The organism is Phaeobacter sp. JH20_26, assembly GCF_048056275.1.
In the GTDB taxonomy this organism is placed as follows: domain Bacteria; phylum Pseudomonadota; class Alphaproteobacteria; order Rhodobacterales; family Rhodobacteraceae; genus Phaeobacter; species Phaeobacter bryozoorum.
In genome coordinates this window covers 264,224-277,225 of the sequence record NZ_JAYMWL010000013.1, presented here as the reverse complement: position 1 = coordinate 277,225, position 13,002 = coordinate 264,224, and the positions used below count along the sequence as shown (strand labels likewise).

The following is a 13,002-nucleotide window of genomic DNA, read 5'->3' as shown; positions in this document are numbered from 1 at the left end:
CCAAGATCAAAAACACAATAGGGAGTTAAAGATGAAAACCATTCATACCCTTCTTGGCACCGCCGCGCTGGGGCTGGCGATTGGCCTCACTCCGATGGCGACCATGGCTGAGACGCCCGCCAATATGCTGGTTATTGCCAACCGCATTGACGATATCACCACGCTGGATCCGGCGCAGAGCTTTGAATTTGCGGGTGCCGATGTGATCCGCAACATCTATGGTAAGCTGGTCAACTTTGACCCCTCCGATCTGGATGCAGGCTATCAGCCCGATCTGGCCGAAAGCTGGACAGTCTCCGAGGATGGCCGCACCATCACCTTTACCATGCGCGAAGGCGTGACCTTCCAGTCCGGCAACCCGGTCCGGGCCGAGGATGCGGCGTTTTCGCTGAAGCGCGCGGTCATTCTGAACAAGACGCCGTCCTTCATCATCACGCAGTTTGGCTTTACGCCCGAAAACGTCGATGAAACCATCAAGGTTGATGGCAATACGCTGTCTATCACCACCGACAAACGCTATGCGACCTCCTTTGTTCTGAACTGCCTTACGGCGACCATCGGCGCCATCGTCGACAAGGAACTGGTCATGGCCAATGAGGTCGATGGCGATATGGGCAACAATTGGCTGACCACCAATTCTGCGGGCTCCGGCCCCTACAGCCTGGCCAGCTGGAAGCCGAAGGAAAGTGTCACCCTGAGCGCAAACCCCTCGTATTATGGCGGTGAGCCAGAAATGAAGCGCGTCATCGTGCGCCACGTTCAGGAAAGCGCAACCCAGCGCCTGATGCTGGAACGCGGTGATATCGACGTGGCCCGCGATCTGACGCCCTCGGATGTGGACGGTCTGGCCGGTGTTGAGGGTGTCGAGGTGCTGCGCGAAATGCGCGGCCGCCTGATGTATGTCTCCTTCAACCAGAAACACCCGGAACTGTCGAAGCCGCAGGTCCGTCAGGCGCTGAAATATCTCATCGACTATGACGGTATGGAAAACAGCTTCCTGAAGAACTGGTATGTCGGTCACCAGAACTTCCTGCCGAAGACCTATCTGGGCGCTGTGGACGAAAACCCCTTCTCGCTCGATGTGGAAAAGGCCAAGGCGCTGCTGGCAGAGGCCGGTGTCGAGAATCTGGAGCTGACGGTCGGTGTGCGCGAGGCGCAGGAACGGCTGGAAATTGCACAGTCGCTGCAAAACACCTTTGCACAGGCCGGGATCACGCTGAACCTTGAGGTTGGCACCGGCAAGCAGATCCTGGGCAAATACCGCGCACGCGAGTTGGATATCTATCTGGGCGCATGGGGCCCGGATTATCCTGATCCGCATACCAATGCGGGGACCTTTGCCTATAACCCGGATAACTCGGACGAAGCCAATGCAACCGGTCTTCTGGCCTGGCGCAACGGCTGGGACACCGGCGGGCTGACGGAAAAGGTTGCCGCCGCCGTGGTCGAGGGCGACACCGACAAGCGCGCCGAGATGTACCACGAAATTCAGGCAGAGTTCCGCGACACAGCCCCTTTTGCCATCATGTTCCAGCTGATCGAACAGGCTGGCATGGCCGACAATGTCGAAGGGCTGAGCCTCGGCGGGGCGATCACCTCCGTCGCCTACTGGGACGTGACCAAGTAAAATGGCGAATTTCGCAACAGAAACGGAGCGGCGGCCTTGGCTGCCTCTCCCCCCTTGGGCGCGCGGCACACTGGTGACGCTGTCGTCCATCGCAGTCACCATGCTGGGCCTCTTGTTCGTGACCTTCCTGATTGGTCGCGTGATGCCCATTGATCCGGTGCTGGCCATCGTGGGCGAACGCGCCACCGAGGAGCAGTATAATGCCGCCTACCGTGAGCTGGGTCTGGACCGGTCGCTGGCTATTCAGTTTTTCTACTATGTCACCGATGTGCTCCGCGGTGATTTCGGAACCTCGCTGCTGACCGCGCGGGATGTCTCCTCTGATATAGCACGCGTGTTTCCGGCGACCTTTGAACTTGCCACTATTGGCATTCTCTTCGGATGCATTCTGGGCGTGCCGCTGGGGGTCATCGCCGCCGTACGCCGGGGCAGCTGGATCGACCAGATTGCCCGCGTGATTGCACTTGTGGGCTATTCCATGCCGATCTTCTGGCTCGGACTGATGGGGCTCTTGCTGTTCTACGGCATTCTGGGCTGGGTCGGCGGCCCCGGACGTCAGGGTGTTTTCTACGAGGATATGATCCCGTCGGTCACAGGCATGATCCTGGTGGACTCGCTGATTGCAGGTGACTGGGGCGCGTTTCGCGACGCGTTTTCTCATATCGTGCTGCCCGCCGCGCTGCTCGGCTATTACAGCCTTGCCTATATCAGCCGCATGACGCGCTCGTTCATGCTCGAACAGCTCTCGGCGGAATATATCACCACCGCCCGCGTCAAAGGCATGAGTGAATGGGCCGTGGTCTGGACGCACGCATTTCGCAATATCCGCGTGCAGCTGATCACCGTGATCGCCCTCAGCTATGCCAATCTGCTTGAGGGATCGGTTCTGACCGAAATCATCTTTTCCTGGCCGGGGATCGGCAGCTATATCACCACCGCACTTTTGTCGGCTGACATGAATGCGGTACTGGGCGGTACAGTTGTTGTGGGGCTCGTGTTCATCTGCCTCAATATCTTCTCCGATCTTCTCTACAAAGTCTTCGATCCGAGGTCGAAATGAGCCTGTCATCGCAAACCCCGGCCCCTCAGCAGGGCCTGCGCGCCTGGCTGCTGACCGACACGCCGAGATCGCGGCGTCAGGCCCGGCTGGCGGCACTCTATCAGGGCTGGCTGTCGCTGAAGCAGAACCATATGGCGATGGTCGGGCTGGCCATCCTGATTTTGTTGATCTCCATCGCGCTGCTGGCGCCGGTGATCGCGCCCCATGACCCATATGTGCAGAATCTCGCCAATCGGCTGCAACCGTTGGGCAGCGAGGGGCATATTCTGGGCACGGATTCCCTTGGTCGTGATATCCTCAGCCGGTTGATCCATGGCGCCCGCATCACCCTCTATATCGTGGCGCTGGTGGCGCTGATTGCACCGGTTGCGGGCCTTCTGGTTGGCACCGTCTCCGGCTACGTCGGCGGCTGGGCCGATATCATTCTGATGCGGATCACCGATATTTTCCTGGCGTTTCCACGGCTGGTGCTGGCGCTGGCCTTTGTCGCTGCTCTTGGCGCCGGGATCGAAAACGCGGTGCTGGCGATCTCGCTCACTGCCTGGCCGCCCTATGCACGGATGGCGCGGGCCGAGACGCTGACGATCCGCTCCTCCGACTATATCAGCGCGATCCGCCTGCAAGGCGCAGGCCCGCTCAGGATCATCATCAAACATATCTGGCCACTCTGCATCTCCTCGCTGATCGTTCGGGTGACGCTCGATATGGCAGGCATCATTCTGGCCGCCGCTGGTCTGGGCTTCCTCGGCCTTGGCGCCCAGCCACCAAGCCCGGAATGGGGCGCGATGATCTCCGAAGGGCGCCGGTTCATCCTCGATCACTGGTGGGTGGCCACCATGCCCGGTCTTGCCATTTTTGCCGTTTCGCTGGCGTTCAACCTGCTGGGAGATGGCCTGCGCGACGTATTGGACCCAAAGGACAGCGCCTCATGAGCCCGCTTCTGGATATCGAAAACCTCTGGGTGCGGTTTCCCACCCGCAATGGCATCTTTGACGCAGTGCGCGGTGTGTCCTTCTCGCTCGGCCGTGAACGGCTCGGCATCGTTGGGGAAAGCGGCTCCGGCAAGTCAATGACCGGTCGCGCCATCCTACGACTGATCCGGCCTCCCGGCATCGTCGAAGCGGATCACATCAATCTGCACGGCGAGAACCTGCTGGCAAAATCGGAGCGCGAGATGCGCAAGGTTCGCGGCGAACAGATCTCCATGGTGATGCAGGATCCCAAATTCTCGCTCAACCCGGTGATGACCATCGGCGATCAACTGATCGAAGCCCACCGCCTGCACAGCAAATCCACCAAGACCGAGGCCTATGCCAAGGCCTTGGAAATGCTGGAGGCTGTGTCGATCCGCGACCCGGAGCGCGTGATGACCGCCTACCCGCATGAGATGTCGGGTGGCATGGGGCAACGGATCATGATTGCCATGATGCTGATCCCAAACCCGGAAATCCTGATCGCGGATGAGCCGACCTCGGCGCTGGATGTCTCGGTGCAAGGACAGGTGCTGTCGATCATGGATCGGCTGGTGAAGGAACGCGGCATGGGGCTGATCTTTATCAGCCACGATCTCAATCTGGTGTCGCAGTTCTGTGATCGGGTGCTGATCATGTATGCAGGCCGCATCGTCGAGGTCTGCGACGCCGATCAGCTGCACGAAGCGCAGCACCCTTATACACGAGGTCTGCTCGGCAGCCTGCCCCGATTTGATGCTCCGCGTCCTCGGCTTGAGGTGCTGCAACGTGATCCCGCCTGGCGGGATGCGCCCAGCGTGGAGGGTCGCAGATGACAATGGCGCTGGAAATCAATAACTTAAACGTCTATTTCGGCGACCGTGGCGCATTGGTCCATGCCGTGAAATCGGCGTCTCTGGCGGTCGAGACCGGCGCCAGTTTCGGCCTCGTCGGCGAAAGCGGCTCAGGAAAATCCACTATCCTGAAAGCCATCACCGGTCTCGCGCCGCAGTGGAATGGTGAGATATCGGTTGAGGGCAAACGGCTTGGACCGACCCGTGACCGCGCATTTTACAAGACCGTTCAGATGGTGTTTCAGGATCCCTATGCCTCGCTGCACCCGCGTCAATCCGTGGATCAGGTGCTGTCGGAGACACTGCATCTGCACGGGTTCCGCGACATCGATGCACGGGTGGAACAGCTGCTGCAGGATGTCGGCCTTGGGCCGTCGTTCCGCTTTCGCTATCCGCACCAGCTGTCCGGTGGTCAGCGGCAGCGCGTCGCCATCGCCCGCGCGCTGGCCCCACGGCCGGATATCCTGCTGCTGGACGAGCCGACCTCGGCGCTGGATGTCTCGGTACAAGCGGAGATCCTGAACCTTCTCAGCGATTTACGTGCCGCGCATGGGCTGACCTTTGTGATGGTGTCTCATGACCTCGCGGTCGTTGCGCATATGTGTGATGCGGCGGCGGTGATGCAGCATGGCGAGATTGTAGAGGTGCTCAGCATTGATGCCATGCGCGCCGGGCAGACACAGCACCCCTATACACAAACGCTGCTGCGGGCCTCCGCCAATCGGGTGGCCTGAAATGGGGCTGTCAGGGGTCTGACAGAGAGCTGCCAAGCGGGCGACGCCCCTCGGAATGCGCCGCGCACGGGACGGTAACCTGAGATTAAGGCCAAGATAGTAGGCTTGACGCGCGTTTGAACAAGGATGCGTGTCATGGTGGCCACGCCGACCCCCTATTCGCTGTCCGGACCGGGTCCGGGGATGACGGTTGCGACCGTCTCCTCTGGTGTCCTGCATGGCGTGACCTACCCAAAGGTTGGCGGCCAGACCGTCCAGCTAGGCGAACTCCTCGGCGCGCTCAGCCACGCGCTTGATCTTACAGAAGGCCAGCCAGAGGGTCATTGCGTAAGATGCTGCTGGATCGGCATGCAGGTCGCCGATTACCTCGATCTGTCGCAGGAGGATCGCGCTGATCTCTACTTTACCCTGCTTCTGAAGGATCTCGGCTGTAGCTCTAACGCCGCCCGCATCTGCGCGCTCTACCGCACGGATGATCTGACCTTCAAACGCAATTTCAAATTCGTAGACGGAACCACCCGGCAGAAGCTCGAATTTGTCCTGCGCCATACCGGCCAGGGCGACAGCCGGTTGAAGCGGTTGAAAACAGTGACCGGCGTGATTGGCCGCAGCGGTAGTCTGGCGACTGAGCTGATCCAGACCCGCTGCGATCGTGGCGCGGAGATCGCCCGGCTGATGCGGTTCTCCGAACAGGTCGCAGAAGGGATCGCAGGGCTGGACGAGCATTGGAACGGCGGCGGCCACCCGGCCGGCATCAGCGGTGACGAGATTCCGCTGTTCTCACGCATTGCGCTGATGGCTCAGGTCACCGATGTGTTCACGCTGCAGATGGGCTCAAAAGCCGCCGCTACCGAGCTGGAGGAGCGTGCCGGAAGCTGGTTCGATCCCGATCTCGTTCCGGTGTTTACCCGGGTGATCCGATCCCCCGGTTTCTATGACGCATTGACCAGCAGTCGACTGGAAGCGAGCGTGTTCTCGGATCGCTCCGCCCGGGCGACCCTCACGGTTGATGAAACCTATCTCGATGAAATTTCCTACGCTTTTTCAAAGGTTATCGACGCAAAAAGCCCCTTTACCTACGGCCATTCCGAACGGGTCGCCCATTACACGGACATGATCTGTGAACAGTTGGGCCATGATCTGGTGCATCGTCGCTGGATGGTGCGGGCCGGACTTCTGCATGATCTGGGAAAGCTGGGGGTATCCAATGCAATCCTCGACAAACCGGGCAAGCTTACGGAGGAAGAGTTCGCCTGCATGAAGCTGCATCCCGTGCTGGGACACGACGTTCTGCGGCGGATTTCAGTCTTTGAAGACGTGGCGGAGGTGGCAGCGGCCCATCATGAACGGCTCGATGGGAAAGGCTACCCGTATGGGCTTGCAGCCGCCGATCTCACCACTGACATGCGCGTGCTGACGGTTGCTGACATCTTTGACGCGCTGACCGCGGACCGGCCCTATCGCTCGGCACTGCCGCTGGAAAAGGCCTTTGAGATAATGGATGATATGCAGGGAACGGCCATAGATCCGGCGATATATCAGGCCCTGAAGGATGCCATAGCCGCCAGCCCCTGGCCTGCCCGCGAAGAGCGGCCATTCTCACCAAAACTCTAGCACCCCAGATGCTTATCTGGCGTTTGTCAGCAGTCCACCGGATGCAGGCAAAACGGCGCTGGAGACAACAAAAAAGCAGAGAGGCAGCAATCGCGCTCTCTGCTTTTCATGGTACCCAAGGCCGGACTCGAACCGGCACGCCCGCAAAGGCGGGGGATTTTGAATCCCCTGCGTCTACCATTCCGCCACTTGGGCCTCTGCCCCGTTCCTACCCAAGCCAAAGGCCGAGGTCCATAGGCAAATCGCGCGGCTGGCGGCAAAAAAACATCTGCCTGCCGACGGCTGTGTAGCGGGCAACCATCGTGGTTGACCTGCTCATCCCGACGTGGCACCGCTCAGGGCGGATTGCCAGGGAGAGCTTCACAGGATGCTGCGTGCGCTATATCATCGAACGATGGCCTTGGCCGACCACCCAAAGGCGCTGTGGTGGCTGGCCGGCGTTGCCTTCATCGAAAGCTCGGTCTTTCCCATCCCGCCGGATGTTCTGATGATCCCGATGATCCTCGCGCGCCCATCACGTGCCTGGCTGGTTGCGCTGGTGGCTCTGGTCGCCTCCGTGGCTGGCGGATTGCTCGGCTACGCCATTGGCGCATTTTTCTACGACAGCATCGGCCAGCCGGTGCTGGCCGCGATGGGCAAGGCAGATGCCATGGTCGAATTCAACAGCCGCTTCAATGATTTTGGGTTCTGGGCGGTGCTGATCGCCGGGATCACGCCTTTTCCGTATAAGGTCATCACAATCATGTCAGGCTGGACCGGGATGCCAATCGCAACCTTCGTGGTGACCTCCATTCTGGCCCGTGCGCTGCGGTTTTTTGTGGTTGCGGGCTTGCTGTGGCAGTTTGGCGCGCCGATCCGCGATTTCATCGAACGTCGGCTGGGGCTTGTCTTTACGGTCTTTGTGGTGTTGTTGTTCGGCGGGTTTCTTGCAGTGAAGGTATTGTAAACATGAGCCGAATTCTCATCCTGATTGCCAGCGCCGGATCTGCTGCACTGCTGCTTGGTGCCTTTGGATTTCAATACATCGGCGAGATGGCCCCCTGCAAACTGTGCATCTGGCAGCGCTATCCGCATGGCGCAGCTGTCGTCATCGGTGCTCTGGCGCTGGCGGCACCGCTGCTGATCCTGCCCTACCTTGGCGCGCTGGCCGCGCTGGCGACTGCCGCCATCGGTGCCTATCATACCGGGGTTGAGCGTGGCTGGTGGGAAGGTCCGAACTCTTGCACCTCCGGCCCGATCGGCAATCTGAGCTCCGAAGATCTGATGCAGCAGATCATGTCGGCACCGCTCGTGCGCTGCGACGAGGTCCCGTGGGAGCTGTTCAGCCTGTCGATGGCCAGCTGGAATGCGATTGCCTCGCTGCTGCTGGCGGTGATCTGGATTGCCGCAGCCAACCACATGCGCAAAAACCGGATCTGATCCCGACGCAGCCAGTCACCGGGAGCCGACGCACAGGGCCCCGGCCGCAGCTCTCCACGCGGCGATCTATCCTTTTCAGCTGTCTTTCTTTGTGGCGAGCAGAAGATTGGTCTCGCTGCTGACCACACCTTCAAAGGTACGGACCTTTGCCAGCGCGGCATCCAGCGTTTCCAGCGTTTCGGTGCCCAGCTCGACGATCAGGTCCCAGCGTCCGTTGGTGGTATGGATCGCCCGCACCTCGGGCAGCCCCTGAAGCTGGCGGGTGATGCGGCTGGTGCCGCGCCCCTCGATACCGATCATCATCAGACCGCGAACCGGGTCTCGCAGCACATCCTCTTTCAGCACTACGGAAAAGCCAAGGATATCGCCCTTGGTCTGCAGCCGCTCGATCCGTGCCCGGACGGTGGTCCGCGACAGGTTCAGCTGCAAGGCAAGATCGGAGAGTGAGGCGCGTGCGTTATGGCGCAGGGCGGCAATCAGCCGTTCATCCGTTTTGTCCAATCTGATCTCCATCTTGACGATTTGCCCTACTATATGAGCGAAATGATTGCTGGATTCCACCTCAAATCGGAGCTTTCTAAGAGTATTCACTTTTCGCAGAGGAGATATGCGCGTGACATCCAAGACCTGTATTCTGATCGGCGCTCCCGTAGACAGTGGCAAGCGGCGTGCAGGGTGCCTGATGGGGCCGGATGCCTATCGCACCGCCGGTCTGGGACGTGCCATCGAAAGCCTGGGTCACAAGGTGATTGATCAGGGCAACCTGCGTCCGGCCAGCCATGAGGCCGACCACAATGACGGTCTTGTCTTTGCCCGCAATGAAACCATTGGCTGGACCAACCGCCTGATCCGCGCTGCGGAAGAAGCGATGAAGGACGGCCTGCCGATTTTCCTGGGCGGAGACCATTCCCTGTCGCTCGGATCCGTTGTCGGTGTTGCCAACCACGCCGCCAAGGAAGGCCGTCCGCAATTCGTGCTGTGGCTCGACGCCCATACAGATTTCCACACGCCGGCCACCTCCGACAGTGGCAACCTGCATGGCACGCCGGTGGGGTATTTCACCGGCCGTCCGGATTTTGCGGGCTTTCCGAAGGTGCAGAACCCGGTGCCGCAGGAAAACGTCTGTATGATCGGTCTACGGTCGGTCGACACCCCGGAGCGGCTGGCGCTGGAGGCGAGCAACATTCATCGTCACGACATGCGCGAGATTGACGAGAACGGCATTGCAGGTCCGCTCTCGGCCTTTCTCAACCGCGTGGCCGAGGTCAACGGCATGTTGCATGTCTCGCTGGATGTCGATTTCCTCGACCCCTCCGTGGCGCCGGCTGTCGGCACCACCGTCCCCGGCGGCGCCACTGTCCGTGAGGGGCATCTGGTCTGCGAGATGCTGCATGATTCCGGGTTGATGACCTCGCTCGATCTGGTCGAGCTGAACCCGTTTCTGGACGAACGCGGGCGCACGGCCCATCTGATGGTCGATCTCTGTGCCTCAGCCCTGGGTCGGCGCGTGTTTGATCGCCCGACGCGAAGCTATCAATGAGCCAGCATCAGGCTGCGCCCGCTGAGTACGGCACGCCCCTGCGGCGCGCCATTCCAACAACTGAAACCGCTGGCGGGTCAATGCGCTGCATGCTGGCAGGCATCCACCTTAGCCCCCGTGAAAGGACCCGGTCATGACCCAACCTTCGGACAAGGCGCTTGTGCCTTTTGTAAGCGTCGACAACATGATGCGCCTCATTCACTCGATCGGTATCGACACCGTGATGAGGGACCTCGCCGATTACATCGAAGAGGATTTCAAACGCTGGGAGCTGTTTGACAAAACGCCGCGGGTTGCCAGCCATTCCGACGTCGGCGTGATCGAGCTGATGCCGACCTCTGATGGCGAAGCCTATGGCTTCAAATACGTCAACGGCCATCCGAAGAACACCTCAGAGGGGTTGCAGACGGTGACCGCCTTTGGCCTGCTCGCCGATGTCTACACAGGCTATCCCGTGCTGCTGACCGAGATGACCATCCTGACCGCGCTGCGTACTGCCGCGACCTCTGCGATGGTTGCAAAACATCTGGCCCCGAAGGGCGCCACAACAATGGCGATGATTGGCAATGGCGCGCAGTCGGAGTTCCAGTCGCTCGCCATGCAGGCAATCTGCGGGCTGAAATCGGTTCGCCTCTACGATATCGACCCGGCGGCGACCGCGAAATGTGCCGCCAACCTTGCTGGCAGCGGCCTCACCGTGGTGTCCTGCGCAACCCCCGAAGAAGCGATTGAAGGCGCGCAGATCCTGACCACCTGCACCGCTGACAAGCAATATGCCACCATCCTCACTGACAACATGGTCGGCAGCGGCGTCCATATCAACGCCATCGGCGGTGATTGCCCCGGCAAAACCGAATTGGCACCGGGTATCCTGACCCGCTCCGATGTCTTTGTGGAATTCCCGCCGCAAACCCGCGTCGAGGGCGAGATCCAGCAGATGCCGGAGGATTTTGAGGTGACGGAACTCTGGCAGGTGATCCTTGGCCAGAAACCCGGTCGCCGGGATGACAAGCAGATCACCCTGTTTGACAGTGTCGGCTTTGCAATCGAGGATTTCTCGGCCCTGCGCTACATCCGCGACCGGATCAAGGACACGGATTTCTTTTTGGAGCTGGACATGCTCGCCGACCCGGACGACCCGCGCGATCTCTTCGGCATGGTGCAGCGCGCCAAGGGCTGAAATCGGGATCGTCTCTCGCAGCTATTCTAAGGAAAAAGGCCCCGCCTGTCCGGTCGGGGCCTTAGTTTATTTTTGAACGACTGATGAGATTCAGCTGTCCAGTTCGCTATCCCAATAGAGAAAATCCATCCAGGTTTGATGCAATTCAGGCTTCGGACGGGGCAGACGGCGGGCGATGGCATCCAGCTCATGCGGACTGGGGGCAAAGGGTTTGCGGCGCAGTTTCAGTCCGACCTGCTGCGGTTTCAGATTGCCCTTGCGCAGATTATCGGCGCTGCAACAGGCCACGATATTGGTCCAGGACGAGGCCCCGCCCTTGCTGCGAGGGATCACGTGATCAAACGTCAGATCCTTCGCCGCAAAGCGCTTGCCACAATATTGACAGCAGAATTCATCACGCAGAAAGACATTATAGCGGGTAAAGGCCACTTTCTTGCGCTTGCGATACCGCTTGAGGGCGACCACGGCGGGAACTTCAAAGGAGGCAGAGGCCGAATGAACCGCCACATTTTCGTAGGTTTTGACCTGTATGACCCGCTCCTGATGGACGGCGACAAAAGCATCCTGCCAATTGCAGACGGATAGCGGCGCCCAGCTGAGTGGCTGCATATCTGCGTTCAGAATCAATGTTCTGAGATTACCAACGGCGACGGTCATACTGCACCTCCTCGTTTCAACAGCGGTGGCCTGCGCCCGGACCAACGCGGTTGCCCAGGGCGGCGCAGCAGTCTGTTTCCAGCCTGCCGGATCGTCCCGGTATTGAAAAAAACAAAAGCGCGTGGAGCCCACGCGCTTGTCTTCAAATCAGGTTTCTTGCTGCCAGTGCTCCGCAGGGATACCGACAGATGGCACGGGTAAGGCCAGACAGGTATTCGCAGCCCGGTCTGCGGCCGCGTCCTCACCCCGGTGTCATTCTGCGGCGCAACAGGACCACGGATTGCAGTCCACGCCGGAGGCGCGACATATGCTGTCATCTCTTGCTGATGGATCTGCATGTTCTGCAACGGCTCAACCGCCCTGTCTGCCTGCGTTTCGACACCAGAGCGGGGAGCCCGCCCCTGCTTTGATTTAACTATATATCGTGTCAGTCAGCTGGCAAGCCCCCATTATCAATGATCGCAACGGGGCACTGACCTCGCTTCGCCTCAAGCGGTAGGATGATTCCGTGACAGCGGCATGACAGCTGCTGGCGGGTCGGCGGTCGCGAAATCCCCTATGCGAAATCACTGCCGGCAACGCCGCTGCCCTTGCCAGCCTGCCGGGGGCTGCCTATTGCAGACTGATGACCAGATTGATCCGTTTCAACAAACCCTTCGATGTTTTGCCCCAGTTCACCGACCGCGGCAGCGAGGGCAGCCCGCGCGCCACGCTGAGCGACTGGATTGACCTGCCCGGTGTCTATCCCGCCGGGCGACTGGATCGCGACAGCGAGGGGTTGATGCTGCTGACCGACCAGGGACGCTTGCAGGCGTGGATCTCGGATCCGCAGCACAAGATGCCGAAAACCTATTGGGTGCAGGTCGAGGGGACACCGGATGCGGCCGCCATTCAGGCGCTTGCAGAGGGTGTTGAGCTGAAAGATGGGCTCACCCGACCTGCCAAGGCCGCATTGATCGACGAACCGGAGGGAATCTGGGCGCGGACCCCACCAATCCGGGTGCGCAAATCCGTACCCGACAGTTGGATCGCCCTCACCCTTCGCGAAGGCCGCAACCGGCAGGTACGGCGGATGACAGCGGCAGTGGGCCATCCGACACTGCGCCTGATCCGGGCGGCCATCGGCATCTGGACTCTTGACGGGCTCAGCCCCGGCACCTGGGAAGATCTGGAGGTGCCCAGCATCCCCGGTCCGCCAAAACCCAAACCCGCCCCGAACCGGCAGGCGATTGCCCGGCGCAAGGCGGCAGGCGCAAAAACAACCCCGTCAGACCCGCAAAAGCCGCCCCGCAAACCACGAAAGCCGCCCCGCAAACCACGAAAGCCGCGCAAGCGCTAGGCTGCACGGCTTTCGACGGCGTTTTGTC

Annotated in this window: 13 protein-coding genes and 1 tRNA gene; 11 read left to right on the top strand and 3 right to left on the bottom strand. The window is 60.4% G+C overall.

Features of this window, described 5'->3' with window-relative positions:
• Positions 1-31: 31 nt before the first annotated feature.
• The 6 genes from VWY60_RS07105 (at position 32) to VWY60_RS07080 (ending at position 6,839) form a co-directional block, all read left to right on the top strand.
• Entirely contained in the window at positions 32-1,627 is a 1,596-nt protein-coding gene (locus tag VWY60_RS07105) for an ABC transporter substrate-binding protein (RefSeq protein ID WP_340545620.1), read from the top strand.
• A 1-nt stretch (position 1,628) separates the two neighbouring features.
• Positions 1,629-2,687, top strand: coding sequence for an ABC transporter permease (locus VWY60_RS07100; RefSeq protein WP_416540152.1), 1,059 nt, complete (start codon positions 1,629-1,631; stop codon positions 2,685-2,687).
• Positions 2,684-3,619: a nickel transporter permease gene (gene nikC / locus VWY60_RS07095; RefSeq protein ID WP_340545622.1), complete on the top strand. Its 936-nt coding sequence runs from the start codon at positions 2,684-2,686 to the stop codon at positions 3,617-3,619. The genes VWY60_RS07100 and nikC overlap by 4 nt, the downstream gene beginning before the upstream one ends.
• A complete protein-coding gene (locus tag VWY60_RS07090) occupies positions 3,616-4,473 on the top strand; it encodes an ABC transporter ATP-binding protein (protein ID WP_340545623.1) in 858 nt (285 codons plus the stop codon). The genes nikC and VWY60_RS07090 overlap by 4 nt, the downstream gene beginning before the upstream one ends.
• Entirely contained in the window at positions 4,470-5,225 is a 756-nt protein-coding gene (locus VWY60_RS07085) for an ABC transporter ATP-binding protein (RefSeq protein ID WP_340545624.1), read from the top strand. Before VWY60_RS07090 ends, VWY60_RS07085 begins: the two co-directional genes overlap by 4 nt.
• Before the next feature lie 135 nt (positions 5,226-5,360).
• A complete protein-coding gene (locus tag VWY60_RS07080) occupies positions 5,361-6,839 on the top strand; it encodes an HD-GYP domain-containing protein (RefSeq protein ID WP_416540151.1) in 1,479 nt (492 codons plus the stop codon).
• Between the two features lie 109 nt (positions 6,840-6,948).
• On the opposite strand, the gene VWY60_RS07075 is transcribed toward VWY60_RS07080, so the two are convergent.
• A tRNA-Leu gene (locus VWY60_RS07075) sits at positions 6,949-7,034 on the bottom strand.
• 172 nt (positions 7,035-7,206) lie between these two features.
• Here VWY60_RS07075 and VWY60_RS07070 point away from each other — a divergent pair.
• A complete protein-coding gene (locus VWY60_RS07070; RefSeq protein ID WP_340545640.1) occupies positions 7,207-7,785 on the top strand; it encodes a YqaA family protein in 579 nt (192 codons plus the stop codon).
• Positions 7,786-7,787: 2 nt separating this feature from the next.
• On the top strand, positions 7,788-8,258 hold the full coding sequence (locus VWY60_RS07065) for a disulfide bond formation protein B (protein WP_416540150.1): 471 nt from the start codon (positions 7,788-7,790) through the stop codon (positions 8,256-8,258).
• Between the two features lie 75 nt (positions 8,259-8,333).
• Here the strand turns inward: VWY60_RS07065 and VWY60_RS07060 are convergent, their stop codons facing one another.
• Entirely contained in the window at positions 8,334-8,759 is a 426-nt protein-coding gene (locus tag VWY60_RS07060; RefSeq protein WP_416540149.1) for an Lrp/AsnC family transcriptional regulator, read from the bottom strand.
• A 112-nt stretch (positions 8,760-8,871) separates the two neighbouring features.
• Here VWY60_RS07060 and rocF point away from each other — a divergent pair, with 112 nt between their 5' ends.
• Complete coding sequence (rocF, locus tag VWY60_RS07055) at positions 8,872-9,798, top strand: arginase (RefSeq protein ID WP_416534902.1); 927 nt, start codon at positions 8,872-8,874, stop codon at positions 9,796-9,798.
• A 133-nt stretch (positions 9,799-9,931) separates the two neighbouring features.
• On the top strand, positions 9,932-10,978 hold the full coding sequence (locus VWY60_RS07050) for an ornithine cyclodeaminase (protein WP_416534901.1): 1,047 nt from the start codon (positions 9,932-9,934) through the stop codon (positions 10,976-10,978).
• A gap of 90 nt (positions 10,979-11,068) precedes the next feature.
• On the opposite strand, the gene VWY60_RS07045 is transcribed toward VWY60_RS07050, so the two are convergent.
• The gene (locus tag VWY60_RS07045; RefSeq protein WP_416540148.1) at positions 11,069-11,635 is read right to left on the bottom strand and encodes an HNH endonuclease; all 567 of its coding nucleotides are present in this window, start codon (positions 11,633-11,635) and stop codon (positions 11,069-11,071) included.
• Positions 11,636-12,260: 625 nt separating this feature from the next.
• Here VWY60_RS07045 and VWY60_RS07040 point away from each other — a divergent pair.
• A complete protein-coding gene (locus VWY60_RS07040; protein WP_416540147.1) occupies positions 12,261-12,974 on the top strand; it encodes a pseudouridine synthase in 714 nt (237 codons plus the stop codon).
• The last annotated feature ends 28 nt before the right edge of the window (positions 12,975-13,002 follow it).

What these genes read in the sequence shown, in the direction of transcription:
- VWY60_RS07100 (WP_416540152.1), top strand. Translation starts at nt 1,629, where the DNA reads ATGGCGAATTTCGCAACAGAAACGGAGCGGCGGCCTTGGCTGCCTCTC.
- VWY60_RS07090 (WP_340545623.1), top strand. Translation starts at nt 3,616, where the DNA reads ATGAGCCCGCTTCTGGATATCGAAAACCTCTGGGTGCGGTTTCCCACC.
- VWY60_RS07065 (WP_416540150.1), top strand. Translation starts at nt 7,788, where the DNA reads ATGAGCCGAATTCTCATCCTGATTGCCAGCGCCGGATCTGCTGCACTG.
- VWY60_RS07080 (WP_416540151.1), top strand. Translation starts at nt 5,361, where the DNA reads ATGGTGGCCACGCCGACCCCCTATTCGCTGTCCGGACCGGGTCCGGGG.
- nikC (WP_340545622.1), top strand. Translation starts at nt 2,684, where the DNA reads ATGAGCCTGTCATCGCAAACCCCGGCCCCTCAGCAGGGCCTGCGCGCC.
- VWY60_RS07050 (WP_416534901.1), top strand. Translation starts at nt 9,932, where the DNA reads ATGACCCAACCTTCGGACAAGGCGCTTGTGCCTTTTGTAAGCGTCGAC.
- VWY60_RS07040 (WP_416540147.1), top strand. Translation starts at nt 12,261, where the DNA reads ATGACCAGATTGATCCGTTTCAACAAACCCTTCGATGTTTTGCCCCAG.
- VWY60_RS07085 (WP_340545624.1), top strand. Translation starts at nt 4,470, where the DNA reads ATGACAATGGCGCTGGAAATCAATAACTTAAACGTCTATTTCGGCGAC.
- VWY60_RS07070 (WP_340545640.1), top strand. Translation starts at nt 7,207, where the DNA reads ATGCTGCGTGCGCTATATCATCGAACGATGGCCTTGGCCGACCACCCA.
- VWY60_RS07105 (WP_340545620.1), top strand. Translation starts at nt 32, where the DNA reads ATGAAAACCATTCATACCCTTCTTGGCACCGCCGCGCTGGGGCTGGCG.
- VWY60_RS07045 (WP_416540148.1), bottom strand. Translation starts at nt 11,635, where the DNA reads ATGACCGTCGCCGTTGGTAATCTCAGAACATTGATTCTGAACGCAGAT.